We start from the raw sequence: 24,818 nt of genomic DNA, 5'->3' as shown, positions 1-24,818 counted from the left end.
TTCAGTCCTCGGAAAAGTTTCCTGCAGCGCCGCGCGTCTTAGCTGCTGCATGTTTTTGTCCATTGATCGGCTACGATCAATGGCGCACGGTCGGCACCGTGAACCTAAACAGCCCTTAGTTGGAAGCGCGTCGCTGCTCCGCGGCAGATCTTGCCTGCCGCGCCCTCGAGTGCGCCGAGCGCCGAAGAAAACTCAGCAAGCGTTGTTCCTCCACACGCAGTTCGCTGTCCGAGCGCCCGCGCGCCTGAAGCTGTCGCGCGGAGATCGAGGCCGACTTGTCGGCGAGAGCGAGCACATCCGGATGAATGTAGCTGCTCCGGCTGATGGCGGGCGTGTTGTGAAGAACGGACGCCGCCGCTTCGCTCATCTGTTTGATCGTCGGCCACTCACCATGTTCGATCGAGGTGCGAGCGGCCGTGAAAGCCGCGAGAGTGCCGCCCCAGGTCCGGAATGTCTTTGCCGAAACCGCTGTTCCGGCCACCTCTGAAAGGTACCGGTTGAGCCGGCCGGAATCGACCGGCCGCAGGGCGTCGTTTTCATCCTTCCAGACGAAAAGCTGCCTGCCCGGCAGATCCGCGATCTCTTCGAGCAACCGCTGCAATTTGGGGCGGCGTAGCAGCCGCTGGACGCGCTTGCCGCCCTTGCCGATGAATTTCAGCTCTATGAAGCCGTCGCCCAGCCTGAGATGCCGCTTCAAAAGCGTCGTGGCACCATAGCTCCCATTGGCCTGCACGTAAGCCTGGTTGCCGGTGCGCAGATGGGCTTCGTCCAGCAGGGCGACCAGCGCCGCGAGCACGGTTTGCATGTTTTCCACGTCACCCTGCATGTGGCGCCGTATCGTGCGGCGTATCCTGGGCAACGCCTTACCGAATTCCACCAGTTGCGCGAATTTGTCGGCGCTCCTGAGAGCCTGCCACGCGCTGTGATAGCGGTACTGTTTTCGTCCGCGTGCATCGTAGCCCGTGGCCTGCAGATGCCCCCGTTCTTCGAGGCAGATCCAGACGTCTTCATAGGCAGGCGGCAGGCCCAGCGCCGCTATGCGGCTTTTGATCGACGGATCGGTAACGATCGAGCCGTCCGGCATTCGGTAGACAAACCCCTTGCCACGCCTTTGCCGCCGGATGCCCGGCTCGCTGTCGCTGACATAGACGAGCCCGGTTTCCTCGGGCACGAGACCGGCCGCCGCCACGTTCCGCGGACCATTCGCGATCACGCAAGGCGGAGGTTCGAGCACGTCGACCATCGTTGCTCTAACCATTGCCTCCCTCCTGCGGGACGAAGGCGACGACGCTCTGCGCCGGGATAGTGTCGCGATCCGCGCTGGCGCACGTGCCGAACGGTTCTTCGGCTGCCGTGTCGAGCACGCGTAGCCAGCGCCTGCTTCCGTTTCCGCGGGGAAGGGCTATCTCGCAATCACCGCCTGCATTGAGCACGAGGACGATCTCGCCGGCCGGCGAAGCTTCGCCCTGCCCGACGCGGCATATATAGGCGCAAATCAGGCGGAGCTCGGCGTCGTGCCAGGCGCCCTCGTCCATGGGACTGCCATCCGCCTTGTACCAGGCGATTTCGACCCGTCCATTCTCGTCGGGCTCTCCGTCGAGGAATCGCTCCTGCCGCAAGACAGGATGGTCCTTGCGGAAGGCGAGGAGCTTGCGGCAGAAATCCACGAAGCCGTCCTCCGCTCCGCTCCAATCGAGCCAGCCGATCTCGTTATCCTGGCAATAGGCGTTGTTGTTGCCCTGCTGGCTGTTTCCCAACTCGTCGCCGCCGAGCACCATCGGCACGCCCTGGCTGATCATCAGGGTGGCGAGCATGGCCGCCCGCCGCCGTTTGCGCGCCTTGATGATCTCCCCGTTGTCGGTCGGGCCCTCGGCGCCCATGTTGTCGGAATGATTGTCGGAGTGACCGTCCCGGTTCTCCTCGCCGTTCGCCTCGTTGTGCTTTTCGCCGTAGGAGACCGTGTCCATCAGGGTGAAGCCGTCATGGGCACTCACCAGGTTGATCGACGAGGTCGCTGCACGGTCCGAGTGCCTGAACTGCACGGGCGAACCGAGAATGCGCTCGGCAAGCACCGGAACCATGCCGCCGTCTCCCTTCCAGAAGCGCCGGACGTCGTCGCGGAACCGGTCGTTCCATTCGCGGAACGGCGGTGGGAAGCCGCCGAGCTGATAGCCGCCCTCGCCGACGTCCCAGGGTTCGGCGATCAGCTTCACACCCGCCAGGATAGGATCCTGCCGGATCGCGTCGAAGAAGCCGCCCTCGCGATCGAACTCCATGTATTCGCGGCCGAGCGTGCTTGCGAGATCGAAGCGGAAGCCGTCGATATGCATCACTCCCACCCAGTAACGCAGGCTGTCGAGGACCATGCGCAGCACCAGGGGATGGGCAACGTTGAGCGTGTTGCCGGTACCGGTCGTGTCGTAGGTGTGGCGCGGCTCGTCCGGCGACTGACGGTAATAGCTGAAATTGTCGAGCCCCCGGAAGCTCAAGGTCGGGCCCCGTTCCGAGCCCTCCGCCGTATGGTTGTAGACGACATCCATCAGAACCTCGATGCCGACGGAATGAAACCGCTTCACCATCGTCTTGAATTCTGTAAAGCGGTCGCCCTTGAGATAGCGCTCGTGCGGAGCGAAGAATCCGAGCGTCTGATATCCCCAATAGTTTCTGAGATTCCGCTCTACCAGGTAACGGTCGTCGAGGAAATATTGCACCGGCATCAATTCGATCGCCGAAACGCCGAGCTTCGTCAGGTGCTCGATGATCGGATCGCTCGCCATGCCGAGGAACGTGCCACGCAGCTCGTCCGGCACGCCGGGATGCGTCATGGTCATGCCGCGGACATGCGTCTCGTAGATGATCGTTTCCGTCCAGGGACGGCGGATCGCTTCTTCGCCCGCCCAGTCGAAAGTCGGGTCCTGAACGACGCCCTTCACCATGAAGGGGGCGCTGTCGCGCTCGTCGAAGGAAAGATCGCCCTCGGGGCTGCCGATCGTGTATCCGAAGAGCGCATCGTCCCAGATGAGCTCACCCGCGACCAGCTTGGCGTAGGGATCGAGCAGCAGCTTGTTCGGATTGAAGCGGTGACCATTGTGCGGATCGTAAGGTCCGTGGGCGCGGTAGCCGTAGAGGGTGCCGGGACCGATACCCTCGATGTAACCGGACCAGATGTCGCCCTCGCGCTTCGGCAGCGGCATGCGCGCCGTTTCCTGGCGCCCGTCCGGGGAAAACAGGCAGAGCTCGATCTTCTCCGCATGCGCCGAGAAAACCGCAAAATGGGTCCCTTGCCCGGTGTATTCTGCACCGAGTTCAGGTTTTATGAAATCGAGTTCGGAAAAAGTCAGGTTCATTCAGTCGCGCCCTCTACCGCCTTGCCCGGCAGCTTTGATGCAACGCAACGGGCAGGCATTTGTTCCTGTTCCCGGACGAGTGCCGGGGGAACTTTCCCCGCCCTTGGCCAGTTCCTCGCCTTTCATCTCGAGGGACATATCGATGCCGGCGAACTCGACACGTGCACATTTCAGAAACAGCTGGGGCGCGAATTTCATCGACGGGGACACATGCCGGTTTCGTTTGTGGGCACCCGACGAGCGGGACGTCGATCTGGTTCTCGGCGGGGCCGCGCATAAGATGCAGTCACTCGATGGCGGCTGGTTCGAAATCACGCTGGAGGCGAAGGCGGGGGAGCGCTATTGCTTCCGCCTTGCCGACGGCACCGAGGTCGCCGATCCCGCCTCCTCGGCACAGGAGCGGGAAGCTTCCGGTAAGTCGATCGTCGTCGATCACGCTGCCTATGAATGGCAGGCTTCCTCCTGGCGCAGCAGGCCCTGGGAGGAGACGGTCATTTCGGAGTTGCATGTCGGCTGCTTCACGCCGGAGGGCACCTTCCGCGCTGCAATCGAGCGCTTGCCGCATCTGGCCGGGGCCGGAATCACCGCGATCGAGATCATGCCCGTCGCGCAATTCCCCGGTGTGCGGGGCTGGGGTTACGACGGCGTGCTGCACTATGCTCCGCATAATGCCTACGGCAAGCCGGATGACCTGAAGGCGCTCGTGGATGCGGCCCATTCGCTCGGTCTGACGGTCCTGCTCGATGTCGTTTACAACCACTTCGGGCCGGAGGGAAATTACCTTTCCCGCTATGCGAGCCGCTTCTTCAACAAGGATCGCCCGACACCCTGGGGAGCGTCGATCGCCTTCGAGGAGGAAGCGGTCCGGCGCTACTTCATCGAGAACGCGCTCTACTGGCTCGGCGAATTCCGTTTCGACGGATTGCGTCTCGATGCGACCGAACAGATCCGCGATACGACCCGGCCGCATTTTCTCCTCGCGCTGGAGCACGAGGTTCGGGAAACGTTCGCCGAGCGCCAGATCCACCTGGTGCTGGAAGACGCTCACCGCCGAAGAAGCCTTCTGCAGCGCGACGCGAGCGGCACGCGCATGCTCTTCGATGCGGGATGGAACGACGATCTTCACAATGCTCTCCACGTCGTGGCGACCGGCGAGACCAAGGGCCACTATCGCCCCTTCGCCGACGAGCCCTGGGGCAAGATCCGCAGCGCGTTGGCCCATGGCTTCGCCGTGCCGGCAAAGGATGACATTTTCTCTCCTGAGGGGAGCCGAGCCCGCGTGCCGCCGCAAGGCCGCGTGAATTTCCTGCAGAACCACGACCAGATCGGCAACCGCGCCTTCGGCGAACGTCTCGCCTCGCTCCTCCAGGAGGACAGGCTGCGCGTTTTGGCGGCGATGCACATGCTGACGCCGCAAATCCCTCTCCTGTTCATGGGTGAAGAATACGGCGAGACGCAGCCCTTCTGTTTCTTCGCCGACTACCAGGGGGAAATAGCCGAGGCTATCCGGCTGGGACGCCGGGACGAAGCCGAAAATTTCGGCGGCCTTCCAGAGGGCAAGACGATGGATGATCTGCCCGATCCGCTTGACCCGGACGTCTTTGCCGGCTCAAAGCTGCGTTGGAGCCGCGCGACAAGCCCTGCCGGCGAGCGATATCTTGCCTATATGCGCGACCTCGCCGGGATAAGGCAGCGGCACATCGTGCCGCTGATCGCCGGCACCGCCGTACCGGATTGCCGTGCATACGAGACCAAGGACGGCATCATCGCCGTCGACTGGCAGTTCGGGGAGGCTTGCCTGGAACTGCGCGTCAATCTTTTGCAGGAGACACAGGCCGTTCCCGCAATACGCGGTCAGCCGATCTTCACGAGCGACACGTCCGGGGGCGAGACCGTCGACGACAGCGAGTTGGCCGGTCCAGGCATCGCCGTCGCCATTGCGCGGTGACACGCCATCGGCAGACAGGGGAACATGCCTTGAGCCTCACGGTTAGACGCCGCGGCGAGTATAAAGGGGGAGCGCCTCGAGGAACGATGCCGAAACAGCCTGCGAAGCTTGGACCGGCCCTTGCCGGCGAACACGCCGAGGCAAAGACGATTGCCTCTCTGCGGCGGCAGGCGGAGGGTTGCGAGCGCTGCGACCTCTACAAGAACGCCACCCAACTGGTCTTCGGCGAGGGCCCGGTCGACGCCCGTGTCGTGCTCGTCGGCGAACAGCCCGGCGACCGCGAGGACCTTGCCGGGCGCCCCTTCGTCGGACCCGCCGGGCGCATCCTGGACGAATGCCTGCACGAAGCCGGCATCGATCGGTCGGAGTGCTATCTCACCAATGCCGTCAAACACTTCAAATTCGAACAGCGCGGCAAGCGCCGGCTGCATTCGCGGCCGAATGCCGGTGAGATTCAGGCCTGCGCCTGGTGGCTCGGCGCCGAACTCGATGAACTCCGCCCCGAAATCGTCGTCGCGCTCGGGGCCACGGCGCTGATGTCCCTGCTCGGGCGAAGCGTGGGTGTCACCAGAAACCGCGGCGAGCTTCTGACGGCGCCCGGGGGCTTCTCCGTTCTCGTGACCATCCACCCCTCTTATCTTCTGAGAATCCGAGGCAGATCCGACCCCGAAGCGGAACGCGCCCGGTTTGTCGACGATCTCGCCAAGGTCAAGGCTCGCATCGGTTGACGGTCAGGACTGCCGGTCGAGTTCCGGATAGTGGCGGAAGACGCAGGATTCGTTGAAGGCGAGCCGCCGCTCCGAGGCCAGATAGCTCAGAATTCTCGGGCGTGCACGAACGGCATCATAAAAGGCGACCAGTCCGGGAATGTTTGCCTCATGGGCATCCATCGCCTTGGGAAAGGCATAGCGGAGGCCTTCGATCACCTGGAAAAGCGAAAGATCGACGTAGCTCAACCGGTCCGAGACCATATGTTTCGGCCCCTTGGGATTCTGTGTGAGCACGCGTTCGAAATAGCCGAGAAACTTCGGCAGGCGCTCGGAGAGGAAATCGGCCGACCGCCTTAGCGCTTCGGGCTTTTGGTCCTCGAAATAGAGAGACAGGGCGATCGGATGATGCGTGTCGTGAATCTCCGCGACGAAATCGGTGATCGTCAGCTGCAGACCATTGGTGAGAGTTCGAAGTCCCTCGTCCTCGGCAACAAGCCCGAGCCTCGGCCCGAGATAAAAAAGGATGTTGGCGACGTGGCTTATGACGAGGTCGCCATCGACGAGGAACGGGGGAGCGAAGGGAGCGGCGGCCTCACCGGGCTCCTTCATAAGCTTCAGCATTTCATTCGTGCCGCCTGGCTGGCGGGCAATGTCGACGTAATCCGCGCCGGCCTCCTCCAGCGCGAGGCGCACGAATTCACCGCGGCCGGGAATGCCGTCCCAGTAATAGAGCTTGTATGGCATGAAAGGTCCCCTTCTTTGCCAGCATTCATCTTTGTTCGCGGCCGGAGTCTTTTCTGAGCACGATTGAAGGAAACATACAGCCGCGCAATTCGTTCCGATTCGGCAGGGAACGGAACATCCCTGCGCCGAGGAGAAAACCAATGAAAATCGAAGAGCTCATGTTCGCCGAAAGCGGCGGCGTACCGAACAACCCGCGCCTGCCGGTCCTGGTCTATCGTCAAGCGGTCGACGTTACCGAAAATGGAGCAGCACGGATAGAGGAACGCTTCCGGGCCAATGGTTGGCGCGGCCTGTGGCGCAACGGCGTCTTTGCCCATCACCATTACCATTGCGGTGCGCACGAGGTTCTCGGAATCGCGGAAGGCCGGGCACGGCTGCTGATCGGAGGGCCGGAGGGACAGGAGGTCGAGGTCGCAGCCGGCGACGTCATCCTCCTGCCGGCGGGTACGGGCCACCGCCGGAACGAGGCTAGCGTGGATTTCCTGGTCGTCGGCGGCTATCCGCCGGGTCAGGATGCCGAGATCCAGAGCGGCACCGCGACCGCGGATGACCGCAAGGCAATCGCCTCGGTGCCGCTGCCGAGCCTGGACCCCATTCTCGGCGCAGAAGGACCTGCGGTCACCGTGTGGCAGTCCGCCATGCATGCGGGGCGCGGTCTCGGCGAAGCACAGGGCCACTGATCACTTGCTGCAGTTCGTCAGCGCAGCCAGACCGGGAGATCGGCGGCGGTGCGGCAGCCCGCTGCCCGCTCTTTCAGTCCCAGTTTTTCCCAGGCGAATTTCTGGGCAGCGATCTGTGCCATTTCCTTGGTCTCGTAGATGTCCGGCAGGACGTATGCCTTACGGCCACACGACAGGAGCGCCCTGTGGCTCAGCAGATCGTAGTGAAGCTCGAGGTATTCTTCGGAATGCATGGAACCCTCCTAGGTGGCGATAAGGAAAACGGCAGCCGTCGCGGGAAGTTCCATGCTGCCCGCCGATTGCTGCGACGGTCTGCGCCGCCGACGGAACATAGACGTCGCTTTCGAGTTGATGACGCTTACGGGAGTTCAGTCATGAGCACGAACAAACATGGAGAACCGCGCCCGGGGGCTGATGCGCGCCCGCTCGACCCACCGAGCGTCGACGAGCCGATCGACGCATGGGGGCGAGATCGGAAGAGCGCGCCGGGGGTCGGGAACCAACTCGACGAACTACGCGATCGCATCGCCCGGCTACAATCCGAAATCGACGCCATCGCGACCGAGACCCACACGGCCGTAGGCACGGTGCCCGGAGGCGACAGGCTCGAAACAGCAAAAGACGTGGTTGCCGAAAAGCGCGACGAGATCAAGCGACTGACCGCGCGTCTCGAAGAGATCGAGCAGACACTTGGCGGTAACGCCTAGTTTGCCGGACCTAAAACACGGTCATCCATACGCCGCGCCAGAAGAGCGAATCCGGGTCATCGAGGCGCTCGCAGTCGTCGGTCGAAGGCTTCCGGATCTTTGCAGGCGCCGGCTCGATGCCGGTAAAAGGAGGCACAGGGCGCCCTTCGCGTTCCGTCGCGGGTTCCGGTTTTTTGATCGTAAGCATCGCGAGATCCTTTCCGCCGTAAAGGCATTCCGGCCTCAGTGCTCCTTCCGCTTCCTCCTCCGAGATCCGTCTTCGGGTCAGTCCCGGTTAATGAATTTACAGAAGCGGCTGGGTTGCCCGTCGTCAGTCATGTCCTGATGGAGGAAGGCCAGATTCTCGTCGTCGAAGATCTTGAAGAATTCGTCCCAGGAAATTTTCTCCAGCGTGTCTTCCGGTTTGCCGAAATCAACGCGAAGCAGACCCCCACCGCCTTCGGTTGCGCCCTTAACGCGCGCCGGCTGCCCCTTGCGGGCTTCTATCCAATTGCGGATCGTGTCGTGGTCGATCGTAGTCATCGCAGCGGTCATCGGAAACTCCATCAACTGGCATGCCGGCGGCGCCTCCGTGTCCGAAGCGCCATCCTCAGCGGCAGCGAAAGCGGTGTGCGCTCAACGCGCCCCAGCTGTGTAAATCGATCGCTGCGCTTATTGTTCCGCCTCAGCGCCGTGCGCGGTCGCTTGGCTCCGCGGCGGTTGCCTCGTCGTCGTGCGGTTCCCAGCCGAATATGCTGCGCCCGCCGAAACGCGCGGAGTCCCTGAATTCGCCCGCGACGATCTCCTTGAGGTCGGGGCCGGTGACGTAGCGCTCCAGCCGGCGCGATTGCTCGTCGAGCCGCTTCAGAGCCGCAAGCTCTTCCTCGCGCCCGAGCCGGCCCTTGCTGACCGCGGACTTCATGATCCTGATCGTCTCGTCGTAGACTTTCACCGGCACGGGGAACGGATGGCGGTCCTTGCCGCCATGGGCGAGTGAAAAGCGGGCGGGGTCCGAGAACCTGCAAGGCGTCCCGTGGACCACCTCCGCGACCATCGCCAGCGCCTTGACCGTCCGCGCGCCCACGCCCGGCACCAGCAGCAGGTCCTTGAAATCCGCCGGACCACGGTCGGCGGCGGCGGCGAAGTTGCCGTGAAGGCGCCGGAGATTGACATCGCTTTCGCGTACATCGTGATGGGCAGGCATGAAGAGATGCGGCAGCATCGGCTGTGCCGGCGAGGCCACAGGAACCCCAGGAGACTCGATCCGGGCGACCTCGCGCAAGAGCCCGTCGGGCCCGAATGACTGGAGGAGATCGAGCTGCGCAGTCCTCGATGCGGCGGCGCGGCGGTCGGCCAGATTGACGATCTCGCCCTGTTCTCTGCCTTCGATCGCGCTATGCGGCGCGTCGACGAAGCTTGTCAGGCCCTCCGAGAGCCAGTGATAGCGCCTCGCCTGCCGGCGGTCGCCGTTCATGCCCTGCTGGACGACCACCCACCTGGCATCGTCCGTGACGACGAAACCGTGCAGGTAGAGATCGAAGCCGTCCTGAACGGCCGCACTGTCGACCTTGGCGACGAGGCGGCTCGCTTCTGCCAATGCGCCGCCATCGAAACCGACACGATCGCCGATCGATATGAGTTCGCCCGGCGTCTTGCGGGAGTGCTGGCCGCGGCCGCCGCAGACATGGATGCCCAACTCGCCGGCAAGCGGGGTAAGACCGCGTTTCAACGCACCGATGACGCTCGTGGTGATACCGGAGGAATGCCAGTCCATGCCCATGACGGCACCGAAGGACTGGAACCAGAACGGATGCGCAAGCCGCCTAAGAAACTCGTCGCGTCCATAGTGATGAACCACCGCTTCGGTGACCAGCGCGCCGAGGCGCGTCATACGGTCGCCGAGCCATCGCGGCACGCGGCCGCCATGCAGCGGGAGATCCGCATTGCCTGCTCTTTGAGCCATAGTGTTTCCGTTCTGCGTCCCGACCGACAGGGCGCGTCGCCATCAGACGCCGCGCCGATCCACTTAACATAGTGGAAATTGGAGCACGAAGCGAAAAACGCAGGCACGAGGACGCGCCGCACGCGATGACAACCTTGAGAACGAGTGCGAACCCAAGCCGCCGGAGGACGACGCCGCGGATCGAAGGCCATCCGCCAGCCGGAGGCGATGGGAGCACCGCAGTGCGAGCGCGTTAAGCCTTCGCACTGCGGCCCGCCTCCTCCGGCGGCCGCCTTCGATCACGACCCTCGATATGCCGTCGCCTGCCTAGCCGACAAACATCTGGCGCAACCGAGCAAACAGGCCTGGCTGTTTCTCGACAAGCATTGCGCGGATGTGGCGGGCGGCCGTCGATGCGCTGACCGTCGCGCCGAAATGGCAATAGCAGATGACCTTATGTAATTGCTCGTCGCTCAGCTCGAAGAACCGCCTCGCTTCGCCGTAGCTGTCGTTCTCCATCCCGGCGGTCCGGAAGACCGGATCCTCGAAGGCGACGGAGATAGGCGAACCGTCGCCGCGCATGGCCGCGCGGACTCTCGCCGGCTGATACTCTGTCTCGTGCAGTGTCGAAAGGCGTCTGTGAGGATCACGCTCCAGGAGTTCCGCCCAACGCTCAAGGCGCTCCTTGCGCGATAACGTCCGTCGCGGCAGGTCCTGCTTGACCTCGGCGACGCCCTGTAACTGCTCGATTGCTTGGTGCTTCATTGCGACCTCCTACTCTTACGATAGTTGGTCCCCCAATTTCCACCTCGTAGGCCTTATCAGCGTGACTCCAACCGGTCGGGAAGTCCAATCACGAAAATAGATCATGCCAAATTTGGCGCATGGCGCCGCACGCGGCGGCGCTCGTCACCCCTTGACGGCGCCGGACGTCAGCCCCGCCACGATCTTGCGCTGGAAGATCAGGACGAGAACGAGCAGCGGCAGCGTCACCGTGACGGACGCGGCCATGATCTGGCCGAACGGATATTCATAGCGGCTGCTGCCCGTCAGAAGGCCGATCGCGACCGGAACCGTCCGGTTCTCGTCGGTCAGGATGAAGGTGAGCGCGAAAAGGAACTCGTTCCATGCGAGGATGAACGAAAGCAGACCGGTGCTGGCAATCGCAGGCCCCATCAGAGGCAGCAGCACATGGGTGAGGATGCGCAGGCGCGAACAGCCGTCGATGAGCGCCGCCTCCTCCAATTCGTTCGGCAGGTCCCGGATGAAGCTCGTCAGGATCCATGTCGTAAAGGGCAAAGTGAGAATAAGATAGGAGACGATCAGGGCCGACGGCCGGTTGTAGAGCCCGAGCCATCCGATCACCTCGAACATTCCGGAAAGCACCACCACTTGCGGGAAGACCGAGATCATGAGAACGGCGATCAGAACGATGCGGCCCGGAGGAAAATGCAGGCGGCCGAGCGCGTAAGCTGCAAGAATGCCGATGACGAGGGAGATCGCCGTGCTGACAAGCGCGACCACGCCGGAATTGACGAGCGCGCCCATGAATACCGGGTTGGCGAACAATTGCCTGTAGTTGCTGAAATCGAGCGCCGGCAGCAGAGTGAACTGGTAAAGCGCCTGCCCCGTCTTGGTCGAGGAGACGATCGCCCAGTAATAGGGAAACAGCATGTAGACGAGGACGGCCGCCACGCCGGCATAGAGTCCGGCCGTCTTTACGCGGCGCAAGGTCCGGTACGTCGCGTTCGAATAGCGTCTCGTCCTGGCTGCGCTCACCGTCATCGATACCCCCTCAGCCCGTCGCCCGATCGAGGCGCAAAAGCCCGACGATGACGATGGCGATCAGCCCAATGATCATGAACACCCAGGTGGAAGCAGCGGCTCCAAGGCCGAGGTCCTGAAAGCTGATGAGCTGGTCGCGCGCATAGATCGACATCGTCATCGTGTTTTCGTTGTTGGCCGCAAGCACGTAGCTCAGATCGAACATGCGGAGCGCGTCGAGCGCGCGGAAGAGTATCGCGACGCCGATCGCCGGCGTCGCGAGCGGCAAGGTTATGGACCAGAAGCGTTTCCAGTGCGGCACGCCGGAAACGTCCGCTGCCTCGTAGATTTCCTCGGGGATCAGTTGCAGGCCGGCAAGAATGAGGAGCACCATGAAGGGCGTCGTCACCCAGACGTCGATGAAGATCACCGTCCCGAGGATCAGCGAAGGATCGGCTGTCCAGGCGACGCCCTTTTCGACGAGTCCCAACGCGACCAGGAGCTTGTTGATGAGGCCGAACTGATCGTTGAGCATCCATTCCCAGATCCGGGCCGAGACGACCATCGGCATCGCCCAGGGAATGAGGATCGCCGCCCGCACGATGCCGCGGCCGGGAAAAGCGCGGTGAAGGAGCAAGGCGATCGCAAGTCCGAGAAGCGTCTCCAACCCGACGGATACCAGCGTGAAGACGAGCGTGTTGCTGACCGCGCCCCAGAACACCGGGTCTTCGGCAACTTCCACGAAATTCTCGAAACCCACGAATCCGTAATCCGAAGGGGCATCGAGATAAGCGTCGGTGAAGGAGAAGAAAATGCTGCGGGCGAGCGGCCATATCGCCACAGCCGCCAGCGTCAGCAGCAACGGAAGCAGGAATATCCATGCGGTGCGGCGTTGCTGCCGCTCCATCCGGCGGGCGGCGTTCACGACGAGGCTCCAAGGGCCAATGGAACGCTCGCGCGGTGATCGATGCGCCGGCCATCCTCTCCGAAGAGATAGAGACTTTCCGGTTGCCAGCTCAGGCCGACGGGGTCGCCGGGGGCGACTTGCGGTGGACTTCCCGTCGAACGAACCGTCCAGACCAGCGTCTCGGCGAGCCGCACATAGCAGACATATTCATAGCCGAGGTCCTCGATCCGCTCGAAGGTTCCGCGGATCGCGCCTTTCGTGTCGGCACCGACAAGCCTCAAAGCCTCCGGCCGCAAGCCGATTTCCGCAGGCCGTCCTTCAGCCGCGGCATATTCTGCGGCGTAGGCGAAGCCGCCAGCCCCCCTCAGAACCGTAGCGGCGGGGCCGGTCGCTTCGAGCGGGGCGAAATTCATTCTCGGGCTGCCGAGGAAGCCGGCAACGAAGCGATTTTCCGGCCGGTCGTAAAGCTCGCGCGGCCGCCCCACCTGCTCGATCTGCCCGTGGTTGAGAATGACGATCCGGTCGGCGAGCGTCATCGCTTCCGTCTGGTCGTGGGTGACATAGATCATCGTCGTCTTGACGTCGGCGTGCAGCTTGGCGATCTCGAAGCGCATTTCCATGCGCAGGTCCGCGTCGAGATTGGAAAGCGGCTCGTCGAAGAGGAAGACTTCCGGTTGGCCGACCAGCGCCCGGCCGATCGCCACGCGTTGCCGCTGACCGCCGGAAAGCTGGCGCGGCCGACGCTCGAGCAGGTGACCGATCTTCAGCATGTCCGCGACCCTGGCGACACGGCGACGGATTTCATCCTTGCCGAGCCGCGCCGTTTCCAACGCAAAGCCGATGTTTCGCGCCACATTCATATGCGGGTAGAGCGCGTATGATTGGAAGACGAAGGCCAGTCCACGTTTGGACGCCGGCACGTCCGTCACTTGGTCGCCGCCGATAAACACGTCGCCGCCGGAAACCGGCACGAGGCCGGCGATCAGTCGCAGAAGCGTCGACTTCCCGCAACCGGATGGGCCGACGAAGACGACGAACTCCCCGTCCTCGATCTCGAGATCGATGGAGCGGATCACGTCATAGGTGCCGAAGGTCTTGCTGACGTTCTTCAGGGAGACCGAAGCCATTCCATTTCCCTTCCAGGCCTTTCGCGGCAGCGCGTCCAACGCAGCCGGTTTCGATGAGGCGCCCCCGGCCGGGCCGAGGGCGAGCTCTCGTCATTTCGCCTTCACGTCGCGCTCGAGGCGGCGCTCGAGGTCGGCGAGTTCCTTGGCGACATCGTCCTTCCCGGAGATGATGTCGTGTACGGCCCGGTAGAAGGTGCGGGAAACACGGTTATAGTTCTTGCCTGTCGCAGCCGACGGACGTGCGACCGATTCCTCGAAGGCGGTCTTCGCCATGCCCAGGAAGGGGATCTTAGCCAGCACATCGACGTCCTCGTAGAGCGCCTCGACGGTCGGATTGTAGCCGCCTTCGATCGCACGCATCTTCTGATCTTCCGCGCCGACCATATAGCGCAGCAGCTCCGCGGCAAGCTCCGGCTTCTTGGAATATTTGGAGACGCCGAGATAGGCCGTGCCGAGCGCGCCGCTCGACTTCTGCCCGTCCGCACCGACGGGAAGCGCGCTCACTCCGACCTTGCCGACGAGCTTGCCACCCTCGGCCTGCGACGTTCCCCAAACATAGGGCCAGTTGCGGTGGAAGACGGCATTGCCGCTCTCGAAGAGGGCACGTGAGTTTTCCTCGTCATAGTTCAAGACCCCCTCGGGCGAGATCGTACCGATCCAGCCGCGGGCACGGGTGAGCGCCGCCTCCGTCTGCGGATTGTTGATCGTCACCTCGCCGTCGTCGGAAAGAATGGTGCCGCCGCCGGCGGAAGCGATCCACTCCAGAGCATCGCATGTCAGGCCCTCATAGCTCCTGCCCTGCCAGGAATAGCCCCAGATGTCCGGGCTGCCGGCCTTGCGCTCCGCGTCCTGGATCTCCTTGGCTGTCGCCGTCAGCTCATCCCAGGTCTTCGGGGGCTGCTTGCCGTATTTCTCCAGAAGGTCCTTGCGGTAGAACATGAGGCCCGTATCGATATAGAAGGGCATCGACAGGAGCTTGCCGTCGAGGCGCGCCGCATCCGCGGCAGAGGCGAAATGCGCCTTCACCTCGTTCTCGGGTACGAGAGAAGTCAGATCGAGGAGATGATCCTTGAACATTCCGAGCCAGATGACGTCGATATAGAGGACGTCCATGTCGGACGACTGGGCCGCGAACAATTGCTGATAGATCGGAATGGCGTCGTCGAGGTTCTGCGGCATCCGGTTGAGCTTCACCTCGTGCCCGGTGTCTTTCGTCCATTTCTGGACGGCCTTCTCGCAAAGTTCGTAATCGGTCGCCGAACAGAACATCGACACGGTGTCCGCCTTTGCCGGAAAGGCCGATGCGACGGCAAAAACGGTGATGCCTGCGAGTGTTTTCAACATATGCTTCATGTTCGTTCCCTCGTTTGTTCGCTTGTGAATGCAAGCTATATCGCGGCCTCCCGCCGCCGATATTTCATCAGATCCTCTTTGAAAGGCAGGTTGCGGCCGCCATATCCCGTCACGGCCAGCGAGCCGCAGATCACGCCGAGTTCGATAGCGCTGCCGATGTCGGGCTCGGTGAGGAGCCCATGAACGAAGCCGGCGTTGAAACTGTCGCCTGCGCCGGTCGTATCGAAGACCTCGACGGCAAGCGCCGGCACGCGGGTCGTCCGGCCCTTGGAGGATGCGATCGCTCCGTCCGCTCCGCACTTGATCACGACGGTCGGGCAGAAGCGGGCGATCGACGACAGCGCATGCTCCACGTCCTCCTCGCCCGTCAGCGCCTTCGCTTCCGATGCGTTCGGCAGAAAGACGTCGATCAGTCCCAGAATGTCCTCCATTCCGGGCGTCGAGAGCCGATAGTCGACATGCTGGCAGTCCGAACAGACGGTGATCCCGAGTTCGCGCGCGGCCTCGATCAGGCGCCGTCTTTCATTGTCGAGCGAAAACCCCTGCAGAAGCAGTATGCGCGGCCTGATCCGCGCCAGATCCTCCGGCGTCGGCAAGGGGTCCGGCTCTTCGGCATAGCTGATGAAGCCGCGGTCATGCGCGAAAGAAAAGGCTGCACTCACGCGGCGCAGCGGCCTGTCGATATGGATGAAGAGGCGATCGTCGATATTCTCGCGGCGCGCTTCCTCGAGGATCATGCGGCTGAAGATATCGTTGCCGAACTGGCACCACCAACCGGCACTCGTTCCAAGCCGCGCGAATGCCAGCGCCGTCGAATAGGCGGCGCCCGGCACCCACTCGAATTCCTCCGCCCAGAGATCGGCGCTGATCTTCGGCACCTCCGGGAGGCCACGGAAGATCAGGTCGAAGTAATATTCTCCGACCACCATCACGTCATTGCGCGAACCGGGGCCGGCGCCGATCACGACCATTCCCCTGCGAACTCGGCGTGTGCCGCCAGATACTCATCGACGAGAGGCACGGCGCGCGAATAGGAAAGCACAAGGGGGTGAGCCATGAGCGCCTGGACCGCAATATCGCGGCTGCGTTCCCTGATCGCCCGCACGGCCAGCCGTTCGTAGCGCTTCACATTGTGGACGAGCTGCGACTGCGCTTCCGGCATCGCACCGATCTTCAGCGGCCGGATACCTTCGCCATCGACCACGCAGCTCACCTCGACGACATCTTCGTCCCGCAAGCCTTCGATTGCGCCTTCGTTGCGCACGTTGAGGCCGGTATAGCAGGGTTTGCCGGTCTCAAGCGCATCGACCAGATTGAGCGCGACGCCGGCATAGCCCTCGCCCTCCTCTCCCGTCTCCGCGGCGGCAAGGCCTTCGATCAGCCGGTCGGCCTCTTCCATGCTGGGGGCGTCCGTCAGCGCATAATGCATATAGGTGGCGTTGCGACGCCGCTCGTAAGCGTAATAGGCGGCGAGCGCCGCATCGGCGCCGGTATTCAGATCCATCGCACTAAGCCGCGTGATCAGCGCTGCGTTCAGGTCCTTGACCTCCTCGCCGCGCGTGCGTGCATCGGCCTTGAGCGCCTCGACCGCCTTCTCCGCATAATAGTAGTAGTAGAGATATTCGTTGATCCAGTTGCGCTGGCTTCTGATGAGGCTCGCATCGAACATGCGCTGCGAGGTGGAGCGAAGAAAGCCGTCGTCATCGAGCAGCGGCTGAAGGACTTCCTTGCCGTCGATCGTCGCGCGCCTGGTAAAGGACAGATGGTTGAGCCCATAGACCTCGCAGCGCACGTCGTTCTGCTGCACCTTGTGCCAGTGCGCCAGCGCCTCCTGCGCACCGTTCGCCCCGTCACAGATGCCGACGGTACGATGATAGCCCTCGTTCTGCAGCGCCTGAGTCACGAGCCCCGCCGGATTGGTGAAGTTGAACAGCCACGCATCGGGACTGACCTTCTTCAGGATCTCGGCATATTTCAGAATGACCGGAATGCTGCGAAGGGCCATGGCGAACCCGCCGGGACCGGTGGTTTCCTGACCAAGCACCCCGTGGGCCAGGGCGATGCGCTCGTCCTTGATACGCCCATCCTCGTTGCCGGGGCGAACCGTCGTCACCACATAGGCCGCGCCGTCGAGCGCGCGTTCTGCGTCGGCCGCCATGGTGATCCGGACCGGGGACTGCATACGCCGCGCCAGTTCCTGGCTTATACGCCCGAAAAGCTCGAGTTTGCGCTCGTTGATGTCCTGCAGGCAGATCTCGGTCAGGCCGCTTCTCTCCGCGCGCCTCAGCGCCGAACCGACAAAAAGGGGTGCCCGGACTCCGCCGCCGCCGATCAAGGTCAGTTTCATTCTTTACTCCGCCGTTCCGATCGTGGTATCGCTACTGGATATAACCAGTTATGTCAATTCGGGCAGAAGCCGTTTTCCCGGTTCCACTGCCGATCGCCGGAGTAGTCAGCGGCGCCTGCCGGCGATCCGAAAAGCCGCTTGGTACTTGTCTTCGGTCCGGACAGGTGCAATGCAAAAGAACATCCGGAAACCGGCGGCTGAAACAAGAGAGCATGGCACGACAAGCGAACCTACCGGACGAAAGCCCAATCGATCGCAACCATCCGGATGCGCTTTACGCGCAGCTGCGAAACCTACTGAAAGGCATGATCGAGCGGCGCGAGCTGTCGGTGAACGATAAGCTCCCTTCCGAGCGGGAGCTGGTGGCCGCCTACGGCGTCAGCCGCATCACCGTGCGCCAGGCGATCAAGGAACTCGAAAATCTCGGCTACTTGCAGACGCGGCCCGGAAAGGGCATCTACGTCACAGCGCCCGCGCCGTTTTACGAACTGGAAGTCGTTCGCAGCTTCACCCAGACGGCCCATGCAAACAATCGCAAGCCCGGCATGCGGCTCCTCAAGGCGGAGATCGTCCGGGCCGAACCGGAGGTCGCAAGACCGCTTTCGCTGCCGACCGGCGCCGAAGTGGTCTTTCTCGAGAGGCTGCGCCTTCTCGACGACTTACCGGTGGTCGTGCAGCGGGACTGGTTCTCCGCCTCGCTCGCGCCCGACATTCTCGACATCGACTGGACGGTCGAGAACAGGTCGCTTTACGGCGAATTCGAGAACCGCTACGGCATCGTCCCGACGCGCGGACAATCGACCTTGAGCGCGCGGCTTGCATCCGACCTGGAGGCGTCCCTGCTCCAACTCGAGCGGCCGGCGGCCGTCCTGACGCTCGATCAGATCGCCTATGACAATCACAACCGTACCGTCAATATCAGCGCGGCAGCCTATCATCCGACGCGCTATCCGCTTTCGCTTAGGCAGTCGCACCGGCGCTTCTAGCCAGAGCACTTCCGGGAAACGTCCAATACCGCCCGGCGCCGATCTCAATCTTCCCGGAAGGCATGCCGCATCTGGTCGGTAAGGGGCTTAATCAGATAGGAGATCACCGTCCGGTCGGCGATCTTGATGAACACCTCGGCCGGCATGCCCGGATAGAGCGAAAGGCCCTTCAGCTTGGCGAGGCTCTCAGCTTTCGGCCGGATGCGCAGCGGGTAGTAGCTGGCGCCGGTGCGCTCGTCCGTGACGAGATCAGGAGCGACGGTCACGACTTCGGCTTCGACCTCCGGCGTGGTGCGCTGGTTGAAGGCGCTGAAGCGGATTTCGACCGGCTGGCCGACACGGATCTGGTCGATGTCGTGGGTCGCTACCTTTGCCTCGACCGTCAGGTCCTCGGCCTCGGGCACGACAAGCATCAGCGTTTCGCCAGGATTGATGACGCCGTTGACGGTATGGATCGCCAGTTGGTAAATGCGCCCGGGAAGCGGCGCGGTGATATCGAGGCGGCGCAGCTGGTCGGTCGCGGCGGTGCGGCGCTCCTCATATTCGGCGATCTTCGCCTCGACGTCCGTCAGTTCCTTCGATATCTCGCTGCGCCGGTCCTCGTCCAGCTGCAGGATCTGCAGGTCGATCTCGCTCGACTTGCCGCGCGCCTGGGCCCGGGCGGCGATGTGCCTGCCGCGCCCACCCTCCAGCTCCGCCCGCTGGCGCTTCAGCGTCGTTACGCGCTGCATAGGCACGAGCCCCTGGCCGAAAAGCGAATCGACTCCGGTCAGCTCCTCCGCAATCAGCTTCAGCGCCTCCTCGATCGCGTTCAACTGCACCGTGAGCCCTTCGACCTCATCGGCGAGCTGCGCCTTTCTCGATTCGAGCTGTCCCTTCATGCCGGAAAGCGCCGACCGGCGGCTGTCAAAGAGCCGCTGTTCGCCCTCTATGAGCTTCGCCGCCGCCGTGCCGGGGATGAACTCGGCAAGATCCTCCTCGATTTCGAAGGATGCGGCGCCGATCCGCTCCGCCTGCAGCCGGGCGCGTCGGGCGTAGAACTGCGCCAGCGTGCTTTCGATGATCGCCAGATTGGCGCGCACGGTCGTACCGTCCAGGCGGATCAGCACCTGACCCGCCTCGACCCGATCGCCTTCCTTGACCAGGAGTTCGCCGACGATGCCACCGGTCAGATGCTGGACTTTCTTGACGTTGTCGTCGACGATCACGACGCCGCCGGCAACGATGGCGCTCGACAGCTCCGTCGTCGCTGCCCAGCCGCCGACGCCGGCAACGAGGGCGAGCGCAAGGACCGAGACGCCGATCAAATGGCGGGAGAGCGACCGCCGTGCAGTCGGCTTCTGCTGCTGGATCCAGCCCTTCATTGCTTCGCCTCCTGCCCTTCCGTAACGACTTTCAGGGCATTCTGTCGCTCCACCTGTTGCGGGCGAAGCACCTGGCCGAGAACCTGCTCCTTCGGCCCGAAGGCCTGCATGCGACCCTCGTTCATCATCAGCACGAGATCGACGCTTGCAAGCGCGCTCGGCCGATGGGCGACGACGATGACGATGCCGCCGCGGCTGCGCACGCTCATGATCGCTTCGCTGAGCGCCTGCTCGCCCTCCGCATCGAGATTGGAATTCGGCTCGTCGAGAACGACGAGGAAGGGATCGCGGTAAAGGGCCCTCGCCAGAGCCACCCGTTGACGCTGGCCGGCCGAAAGCGTCATGCCGCCATCGCCGATCTCGGTGTCATAGCCGTTCGGCAGGCGCAGGATCAGATCGTTGACACGCGCCGCCTTCGCGGCGGCGACGATCGCCTCCGATGTCGCGTCTTCGGCAAAGCGGCAGATGTTCTGCGCGATCGTCCCGGCGAACAGTTCCACGTCCTGCGGCAGGTATCCGACATGTTTGCCGAGCGCGTCGCTGTCCCACTGGTCGAGCGCCGCGCCGTCGAGCCGAACGGAACCGCGATAGGCGGGCCAGATTCCGAGGATGGCGCGCGCCAAAGACGATTTTCCCGAGGCACTCGGGCCGATCACGCCGACGGCTCCGCCGGCACGGACGGTGAAGTTCACATCAGAGACGATGAGGCGCTGTGCCGCAGGCGGACCGCTTGCCAGCCCCTCGACCGTGAGGCGTTCGCGCGGGTCCGGAAGCTGGAGCGGCGCGTCGGCCTCCGGCAGGGCTTTGAGCAATTCCTTGAGACGCTGCCAGCTCTGACGTGCCGCGACAAGACCGCGCCAGTTGCCGATCGCAAGTTCCACGGGCGCAAGAGCCCGGGCCGTCAGGATCGAGCCGGCGATAATGATGCCGGGCGAAGCTTCGCCGCGGATCACCAGAACGGCGCCGGCCGCCAGAACGCCGGATTGCAGCGCCATGCGGAAAACCTTCGACAACGCGCCATAGCCGTTGCCGATGTCGGACGTACGCCGGTTCTCGTCGCGGAATTCCGTATTGCGGCGCTCCCACAGCGCGGTGAGCCGCGCGGACATGCCCATGGCATGCACCACTTCGGCATTGCGCTGGGACGCCTGAGCGAAGGCGTTGCGCAGCCCTCCGGCTTCGGACGCTTTCTTGGCAGGCGCCTGCGTGCCGCGGTTGGTGAGATAGGTGAGCAACGTCAGGATCAACCCGCCGATGATCGCGATCAACCCGATGACCGGGTGAAAAAGAAAGCAAATCGCGATGTAGAAAGGCAGCCAGGGCAGGTCGAAGAGCGCGGCCGGACCGACGCCCGACAGGAACGACCGGACCTGATCGAAGTCGCGCAGCGCCTGGAGGCCGTCTCCCTGCATTCTGAGCTTCAACGGCGCCTTCACGATGGCGCGGTAGATGCGTCCGTTCAGGCTCTCGTCGAGGGCGCCGGCGATGCGCACCAGCATCCGCCCGCGGATGAGCTCGAAGGCTCCCTGAAAGGCATAGAGCAACAGCGCGAGGAGAGAGAGGGCAATCAACGACGGAATGCTGCGGCTCGGCAGGATCCGGTCGTAGACTTCGAGCATGAAGAACGAACCGGTGAGATAGAGAAGATTGACGAGCGCGCTGGCGATGCCGACGCCGATAAAGGCCGCCCGGCAATCGCGAAGTGCGGCGGCTGGATCGGCATTCCTGCCCTTGGATGTAGCCATGAACTCAGGCACCGGCTGATATCTCGCTATCGGGTTTCAGGTGCATGCGGCTCCTTTTCTCTTCATCCGCCGCCGAACACCGCAGACCGGCCATCCGCATCGACGCTTTTTTGTCCCGTTGTCTGGATCGTGCCGGCTCATACTTCCAAAGCTCGCAAGGAAGAGTTGTTCCCGAAAATATAATGATGTACGCCAAACTTGCTTAATTGACTACCGGTCACTGCGAATCCCGCGCTTTGCCGCCGGCACTCGCGCCATCACTCCATCGAAGCTGCGGCCTCCGCCAGAGGGGCGGATACGGTCGGAGGGATGGGCTCGACCGCCGCTGCCAGAGGGCTTCCCTCGATGCTGCCGCCCCTTCCCCATGTCGCGGCAAGGCTCATCAGTTCATCCATTTCCCGCCGGAGCCGATGCCATGCGAGGATCTCGTCCGCGTGCGTCGCATTGGTGCGCGGATCATAGAAGCGGCCTATCTCGTCGCCGGCGCTCCTGCGGGCGGCCTCGAGCCGCCCCTTCAAGGCGCCCGCCTCCTCCTTCAGCGAAAAATACCGGCGCATTACCGCAATCAGGGCAAGATCGTTCGGACTGGCGTTCACAAGCATTCCTCCGCGCAATTTCTTCAGCCCGACGGCGCAGGGACTCGCGGCCGGCAGGGCCGGCCCCAATTGCCCAAGACTTTGGCACTTTTCCGGCAAGGCGGGAGAAAATGCGGCGCACGAAAAGGAACGACCCGGCGGAATATCCGCCGGGTCGTTCCTCGTCCTGATGAGACCTTTCGGCCGGATGGATCCAATGACCCGTGCTTGGCTCAGGCCTCGAGGCGTCTGCGCCCGCCCGTGTCGCCCTCGACCTGCTCCATTTCCCGCCTGTTGTGCCGGATCGAAGACCAGAGCGAAAGACCGATGAGGCCCGCCCCGCCGAGGCCGGTAATGACTTCGGGAATGTGGATCAGCGTCTGGAAGTACATGACCACTGAAAGGATCAGGATAGCGTAGAAAGCGCCGTGCTCCAGGTAACGGTATTCACTGAGCGTGCCCTTCTCGACCAGCATGATCGTCATGGAGCGGACATACATCGCCCCGATGCCGAGCCCGATGGCGATGATGAAAAGGTTCTGGGTCAAAGCGAAAGCGCCGATCACCCCGTCGAAGGAAAAGCTGGCGTCGAGCACTTCCAGATAAAGGAAAGCCCCGAAGCCCCCCTTCGCCGCGGCGCTCATCGTCTGCTGCGAGGCGTCGAGCAGACCGCCGATCACCTCGACGGCCAGGAAGGTGAGGAGGCCGTAAACGCAGGCATGAACGAAGACCACGGCTTCTTCCGCTTCGAGCAGCCTCGAAAAGCCGAGTATGAGCGCCAGCACGAAGGCAATTTCGACGCCTTTGATGGTCGCAAAGCGTGCCATCCGGCTCTCCAGCCATGCAATCCAGTGAACGTCCTTCTCATGATCGAAGAAATAGGTGAGACCGACCATCATCAGGAACGTACCGCCGAATGCGGCGATCGGCAGATGCGCCTCGTGCATGATCCGGGAATATTCCTCGGGCCGGGCGGCTGCGAGAATTACGGCATCGATCGGACCGATACCCGCGGCGATGACCACGATCAGCAGCGGAAAGACGATACGCATCCCGAAAACGGCGATGAGGATGCCCCAGGTCAGGAAGCGTTGCTGCCAGACGGGAGTCATGTCCTTGAGCTTGTTGGCATTGACGATGGCGTTGTCGAAGGACAACGAGATTTCCAGGACGGCAAGCACGGTGCAGATGAAGAACACCGTCATCATTCCGCCGATGGTGCCGGTCGACTGCCAGCCGAGCCATCCGCCGAGCAAAAGCCCGGCAGCCGTAACGATGAACGCCCATTTGAAATAACCGAGGGCGGTTGTCTGTGTGCTGGATCCGGTCATGGGCGAACCTCCCCTCCACGCGCTGTGGAAGCGTGGGCGAAAGGGAGATTTCCGGAGACGAAAAAACGCACGGCCGTATGGGCACATGCGTGAGGCATGAGATCAGTTTTCATGGTAGCTATATCCGCCGGCGTGACTTGCTGGCGGTACCGACATCACGAGAGCGCCGTAAACTCTCGCCAGAGGGGCCCGGCACCAATGTTCATCCCGCATTCCGATGTCCAAGAGCGGGACGTCTCTTACTTAGCGATGCCGCGCCTTGCGTCAAGGGGCAGGCGCGTGCTCGCAGCGGAACCAAAAGCCCGTTTCCCAAGTTTCATTTCCAGCCGGCAACAACCCCGCGAGGCTAGCGTCATGCATTGTTTCTGGTGGGATAAGAGTGTCGAATTGAAACTCGGAACCGAGGGCAAATATCGCGACGTGAAAAGCACGCGCGAGGCCGTAGAATGCCTGTTGCAGCGATGGCCGCGCCGGGATGGCCCGGCCCTGGCCGCAGCCAAGCGCGTATGCCTCCAGGCTCTGGACGGCAAGGTAAAGACCGAAAGGGCCCGCAGGGCGTTTATAAAGGCAGCGGAAGAGGCACATATTTCGATCCGCAGCCATTAGACCAGGACAATTCAGATTCCAACGCGTCGAAAGACGCGGTCGATCGAGTTTCGGAGTGGGACGCGGGAGGCGCGGTGCTGGCGGCCTTCGGATTGGGCGAGGAAGAACGATGTACGAGATTCCATGGAGCAAGCCCGTCAATATCAACATGCTCGACGGCAGGTGCCGCACGGTTGTCGGCCCGCTCGACGCGATGCACTGCCTGCAAAGCGAATGGCCGGTGCGGGACGGCGCCTATTACGGTTGTGCCATCCGTGCATGCAATGCGGCGCTCAAGCGCAGAAAGAGGCCGGAAGATGCGCGGGCTGCTTTCATCGCCGCTTTGCGGGAGGCCTTTCTGACGGTCGTGCCGCTGCAGGAGGAAGGTCATGGACCCCGGCCCTTGGAATGAATGCGTCCCCGTGCGGATGCCCGATGATCCGCAGATCCACATGGTGTCGAACACCCGACAGGCGGTCGAGTTGCTGACGAAGCGGTGGCCGGTCAGCCACGGCCAGGCTTACCAGGCGGCAATCGACATCTGCATGGCGGTGCTCGAACGCGAGTCCCCCGCCTATGTCGCGCGGGCGGCCTTCGTCGCTGCCGCGAAAGAGGCGCAGGTCAATATCGTAAGCTGACCGATATATGAGCGGGAGGACACCGCCTGCGGCTTCCCG

Annotated in this window: 26 protein-coding genes; 8 read left to right on the top strand and 18 right to left on the bottom strand. The window is 63.0% G+C overall.

Going from position 1 to position 24,818, the window contains the following annotated elements; all coding sequences use genetic code 11:
• Window positions 1–115: 115 nt before the first annotated feature.
• A complete protein-coding gene (locus CN933_RS12755; RefSeq protein ID WP_102761717.1) occupies window positions 116–1,258 on the bottom strand; it encodes a DNA topoisomerase IB in 1,143 nt (380 codons plus the stop codon).
• Entirely contained in the window at window positions 1,251–3,347 is a 2,097-nt protein-coding gene (glgX, locus tag CN933_RS12750) for a glycogen debranching protein GlgX (RefSeq protein ID WP_102761716.1), read from the bottom strand. The genes CN933_RS12755 and glgX overlap by 8 nt, the downstream gene beginning before the upstream one ends.
• Window positions 3,348–3,489: 142 nt before the next feature.
• Here glgX and treZ point away from each other — a divergent pair, with 142 nt between their 5' ends.
• Window positions 3,490–5,295, top strand: a complete 1,806-nt coding sequence (treZ, locus tag CN933_RS12745; protein WP_102761715.1) for a malto-oligosyltrehalose trehalohydrolase — start codon at window positions 3,490–3,492, stop codon at window positions 5,293–5,295.
• A gap of 86 nt (window positions 5,296–5,381) precedes the next feature.
• Window positions 5,382–6,023 carry a UdgX family uracil-DNA binding protein gene (locus tag CN933_RS12740; RefSeq protein ID WP_102761714.1) on the top strand — a complete coding sequence of 214 codons (642 nt, stop codon included), beginning with the start codon at window positions 5,382–5,384 and terminating at the stop codon, window positions 6,021–6,023.
• A gap of 3 nt (window positions 6,024–6,026) precedes the next feature.
• On the opposite strand, the gene CN933_RS12735 is transcribed toward CN933_RS12740, so the two are convergent.
• Window positions 6,027–6,749 carry a glutathione S-transferase gene (locus CN933_RS12735; protein ID WP_102761713.1) on the bottom strand — a complete coding sequence of 241 codons (723 nt, stop codon included), beginning with the start codon at window positions 6,747–6,749 and terminating at the stop codon, window positions 6,027–6,029.
• Window positions 6,750–6,889: 140 nt separating this feature from the next.
• Between CN933_RS12735 and CN933_RS12730 the strand changes: the two genes are divergently transcribed.
• Window positions 6,890–7,429 carry a cupin domain-containing protein gene (locus CN933_RS12730; protein WP_102761712.1) on the top strand — a complete coding sequence of 180 codons (540 nt, stop codon included), beginning with the start codon at window positions 6,890–6,892 and terminating at the stop codon, window positions 7,427–7,429.
• Between the two features lie 17 nt (window positions 7,430–7,446).
• On the opposite strand, the gene CN933_RS12725 is transcribed toward CN933_RS12730, so the two are convergent.
• Window positions 7,447–7,662, bottom strand: coding sequence for a hypothetical protein (locus CN933_RS12725; RefSeq protein ID WP_026169042.1), 216 nt, complete (start codon window positions 7,660–7,662; stop codon window positions 7,447–7,449).
• 141 nt (window positions 7,663–7,803) lie between these two features.
• Between CN933_RS12725 and CN933_RS12720 the strand changes: the two genes are divergently transcribed.
• Window positions 7,804–8,136, top strand: coding sequence for a hypothetical protein (locus CN933_RS12720; RefSeq protein ID WP_102761711.1), 333 nt, complete (start codon window positions 7,804–7,806; stop codon window positions 8,134–8,136).
• Window positions 8,137–8,146: 10 nt separating this feature from the next.
• On the opposite strand, the gene CN933_RS31505 is transcribed toward CN933_RS12720, so the two are convergent.
• The 10 genes from CN933_RS31505 to CN933_RS12675 form a co-directional block, all read right to left on the bottom strand.
• On the bottom strand, window positions 8,147–8,323 hold the full coding sequence (locus CN933_RS31505) for a hypothetical protein (protein ID WP_164866835.1): 177 nt from the start codon (window positions 8,321–8,323) through the stop codon (window positions 8,147–8,149).
• A 77-nt stretch (window positions 8,324–8,400) separates the two neighbouring features.
• Entirely contained in the window at window positions 8,401–8,670 is a 270-nt protein-coding gene (locus CN933_RS12715; RefSeq protein WP_086017526.1) for a hypothetical protein, read from the bottom strand.
• A gap of 130 nt (window positions 8,671–8,800) precedes the next feature.
• Window positions 8,801–10,078 (bottom strand): DUF763 domain-containing protein, encoded by a 1,278-nt coding sequence (locus tag CN933_RS12710; protein ID WP_102761710.1) that lies wholly within the window; start codon window positions 10,076–10,078, stop codon window positions 8,801–8,803.
• Between the two features lie 306 nt (window positions 10,079–10,384).
• Entirely contained in the window at window positions 10,385–10,822 is a 438-nt protein-coding gene (locus tag CN933_RS12705) for a hypothetical protein (RefSeq protein ID WP_018099016.1), read from the bottom strand.
• A 144-nt stretch (window positions 10,823–10,966) separates the two neighbouring features.
• Window positions 10,967–11,842, bottom strand: a complete 876-nt coding sequence (locus CN933_RS12700; protein WP_102761709.1) for a carbohydrate ABC transporter permease — start codon at window positions 11,840–11,842, stop codon at window positions 10,967–10,969.
• Window positions 11,843–11,852: 10 nt separating this feature from the next.
• A complete protein-coding gene (locus CN933_RS12695; RefSeq protein WP_102761708.1) occupies window positions 11,853–12,746 on the bottom strand; it encodes a carbohydrate ABC transporter permease in 894 nt (297 codons plus the stop codon).
• Window positions 12,743–13,855: an ABC transporter ATP-binding protein gene (locus CN933_RS12690; protein WP_102761707.1), complete on the bottom strand. Its 1,113-nt coding sequence runs from the start codon at window positions 13,853–13,855 to the stop codon at window positions 12,743–12,745. The genes CN933_RS12695 and CN933_RS12690 overlap by 4 nt, the downstream gene beginning before the upstream one ends.
• Before the next feature lie 90 nt (window positions 13,856–13,945).
• On the bottom strand, window positions 13,946–15,208 hold the full coding sequence (locus CN933_RS12685) for an ABC transporter substrate-binding protein (RefSeq protein ID WP_102761706.1): 1,263 nt from the start codon (window positions 15,206–15,208) through the stop codon (window positions 13,946–13,948).
• Between the two features lie 35 nt (window positions 15,209–15,243).
• Window positions 15,244–16,179, bottom strand: coding sequence for a carbohydrate kinase family protein (locus tag CN933_RS12680; RefSeq protein ID WP_102761705.1), 936 nt, complete (start codon window positions 16,177–16,179; stop codon window positions 15,244–15,246).
• Window positions 16,170–17,555, bottom strand: a complete 1,386-nt coding sequence (locus tag CN933_RS12675; RefSeq protein ID WP_102761704.1) for a 6-phospho-beta-glucosidase — start codon at window positions 17,553–17,555, stop codon at window positions 16,170–16,172. Before CN933_RS12675 ends, CN933_RS12680 begins: the two co-directional genes overlap by 10 nt.
• A 212-nt stretch (window positions 17,556–17,767) precedes the next feature.
• Here CN933_RS12675 and CN933_RS12670 point away from each other — a divergent pair, with 212 nt between their 5' ends.
• Complete coding sequence (locus CN933_RS12670; protein WP_102761703.1) at window positions 17,768–18,541, top strand: GntR family transcriptional regulator; 774 nt, start codon at window positions 17,768–17,770, stop codon at window positions 18,539–18,541.
• 44 nt (window positions 18,542–18,585) lie between these two features.
• On the opposite strand, the gene CN933_RS12665 is transcribed toward CN933_RS12670, so the two are convergent.
• From CN933_RS12665 to CN933_RS12650, 4 genes are all read right to left on the bottom strand, one after another.
• Window positions 18,586–19,905 (bottom strand): HlyD family type I secretion periplasmic adaptor subunit, encoded by a 1,320-nt coding sequence (locus tag CN933_RS12665; RefSeq protein ID WP_102761702.1) that lies wholly within the window; start codon window positions 19,903–19,905, stop codon window positions 18,586–18,588.
• Window positions 19,902–21,650, bottom strand: a complete 1,749-nt coding sequence (locus CN933_RS12660) for a type I secretion system permease/ATPase (RefSeq protein ID WP_018099025.1) — start codon at window positions 21,648–21,650, stop codon at window positions 19,902–19,904. The genes CN933_RS12665 and CN933_RS12660 overlap by 4 nt, the downstream gene beginning before the upstream one ends.
• A 257-nt stretch (window positions 21,651–21,907) precedes the next feature.
• Entirely contained in the window at window positions 21,908–22,252 is a 345-nt protein-coding gene (locus tag CN933_RS12655; protein WP_102761764.1) for a hypothetical protein, read from the bottom strand.
• Between the two features lie 206 nt (window positions 22,253–22,458).
• Window positions 22,459–23,556 carry a DUF475 domain-containing protein gene (locus CN933_RS12650; protein ID WP_018099027.1) on the bottom strand — a complete coding sequence of 366 codons (1,098 nt, stop codon included), beginning with the start codon at window positions 23,554–23,556 and terminating at the stop codon, window positions 22,459–22,461.
• A gap of 354 nt (window positions 23,557–23,910) precedes the next feature.
• On the opposite strand from CN933_RS12650, the gene CN933_RS31500 reads away from it, so the two are divergent.
• From CN933_RS31500 to CN933_RS12635, 3 genes are all read left to right on the top strand, one after another.
• Entirely contained in the window at window positions 23,911–24,162 is a 252-nt protein-coding gene (locus CN933_RS31500; RefSeq protein ID WP_180980712.1) for a DUF982 domain-containing protein, read from the top strand.
• 109 nt (window positions 24,163–24,271) lie between these two features.
• Window positions 24,272–24,553 (top strand): DUF982 domain-containing protein, encoded by a 282-nt coding sequence (locus CN933_RS12640; protein ID WP_003526277.1) that lies wholly within the window; start codon window positions 24,272–24,274, stop codon window positions 24,551–24,553.
• A complete protein-coding gene (locus tag CN933_RS12635) occupies window positions 24,531–24,779 on the top strand; it encodes a DUF982 domain-containing protein (RefSeq protein ID WP_013850416.1) in 249 nt (82 codons plus the stop codon). The genes CN933_RS12640 and CN933_RS12635 overlap by 23 nt, the downstream gene beginning before the upstream one ends.
• Window positions 24,780–24,818 lie beyond the last annotated feature (39 nt).

Origin of the sequence: Sinorhizobium sp. M4_45, assembly GCF_002885915.1 — a bacterium.
Classification (GTDB): Bacteria; Pseudomonadota; Alphaproteobacteria; order Rhizobiales; family Rhizobiaceae; genus Sinorhizobium; species Sinorhizobium meliloti_A.
This window is presented reverse-complemented; position numbering and strand designations above follow the sequence as displayed.

Coding starts and splice junctions, on each gene's coding strand:
- CN933_RS12735 (WP_102761713.1), bottom strand. CDS start 6,749: ATGCCATACAAGCTCTATTACTGGGACGGCATTCCCGGCCGCGGTGAA.
- CN933_RS12740 (WP_102761714.1), top strand. CDS start 5,382: ATGCCGAAACAGCCTGCGAAGCTTGGACCGGCCCTTGCCGGCGAACAC.
- CN933_RS31500 (WP_180980712.1), top strand. CDS start 23,911: ATGCATTGTTTCTGGTGGGATAAGAGTGTCGAATTGAAACTCGGAACC.
- CN933_RS12725 (WP_026169042.1), bottom strand. CDS start 7,662: ATGCATTCCGAAGAATACCTCGAGCTTCACTACGATCTGCTGAGCCAC.
- CN933_RS12685 (WP_102761706.1), bottom strand. CDS start 15,208: ATGAAGCATATGTTGAAAACACTCGCAGGCATCACCGTTTTTGCCGTC.
- CN933_RS12655 (WP_102761764.1), bottom strand. CDS start 22,252: ATGCTTGTGAACGCCAGTCCGAACGATCTTGCCCTGATTGCGGTAATG.
- CN933_RS12705 (WP_018099016.1), bottom strand. CDS start 10,822: ATGAAGCACCAAGCAATCGAGCAGTTACAGGGCGTCGCCGAGGTCAAG.
- CN933_RS12680 (WP_102761705.1), bottom strand. CDS start 16,179: ATGGTCGTGATCGGCGCCGGCCCCGGTTCGCGCAATGACGTGATGGTG.
- CN933_RS12640 (WP_003526277.1), top strand. CDS start 24,272: ATGTACGAGATTCCATGGAGCAAGCCCGTCAATATCAACATGCTCGAC.
- CN933_RS31505 (WP_164866835.1), bottom strand. CDS start 8,323: ATGCTTACGATCAAAAAACCGGAACCCGCGACGGAACGCGAAGGGCGC.
- CN933_RS12690 (WP_102761707.1), bottom strand. CDS start 13,855: ATGGCTTCGGTCTCCCTGAAGAACGTCAGCAAGACCTTCGGCACCTAT.
- CN933_RS12665 (WP_102761702.1), bottom strand. CDS start 19,905: ATGAAGGGCTGGATCCAGCAGCAGAAGCCGACTGCACGGCGGTCGCTC.
- CN933_RS12660 (WP_018099025.1), bottom strand. CDS start 21,650: ATGGCTACATCCAAGGGCAGGAATGCCGATCCAGCCGCCGCACTTCGC.
- CN933_RS12650 (WP_018099027.1), bottom strand. CDS start 23,556: ATGACCGGATCCAGCACACAGACAACCGCCCTCGGTTATTTCAAATGG.
- CN933_RS12755 (WP_102761717.1), bottom strand. CDS start 1,258: ATGGTTAGAGCAACGATGGTCGACGTGCTCGAACCTCCGCCTTGCGTG.
- CN933_RS12700 (WP_102761709.1), bottom strand. CDS start 11,842: ATGACGGTGAGCGCAGCCAGGACGAGACGCTATTCGAACGCGACGTAC.
- CN933_RS12730 (WP_102761712.1), top strand. CDS start 6,890: ATGAAAATCGAAGAGCTCATGTTCGCCGAAAGCGGCGGCGTACCGAAC.
- glgX (WP_102761716.1), bottom strand. CDS start 3,347: ATGAACCTGACTTTTTCCGAACTCGATTTCATAAAACCTGAACTCGGT.
- CN933_RS12710 (WP_102761710.1), bottom strand. CDS start 10,078: ATGGCTCAAAGAGCAGGCAATGCGGATCTCCCGCTGCATGGCGGCCGC.
- CN933_RS12720 (WP_102761711.1), top strand. CDS start 7,804: ATGAGCACGAACAAACATGGAGAACCGCGCCCGGGGGCTGATGCGCGC.
- CN933_RS12715 (WP_086017526.1), bottom strand. CDS start 8,670: ATGACCGCTGCGATGACTACGATCGACCACGACACGATCCGCAATTGG.
- CN933_RS12670 (WP_102761703.1), top strand. CDS start 17,768: ATGGCACGACAAGCGAACCTACCGGACGAAAGCCCAATCGATCGCAAC.
- CN933_RS12675 (WP_102761704.1), bottom strand. CDS start 17,555: ATGAAACTGACCTTGATCGGCGGCGGCGGAGTCCGGGCACCCCTTTTT.
- CN933_RS12635 (WP_013850416.1), top strand. CDS start 24,531: ATGGACCCCGGCCCTTGGAATGAATGCGTCCCCGTGCGGATGCCCGAT.
- treZ (WP_102761715.1), top strand. CDS start 3,490: ATGCCGGCGAACTCGACACGTGCACATTTCAGAAACAGCTGGGGCGCG.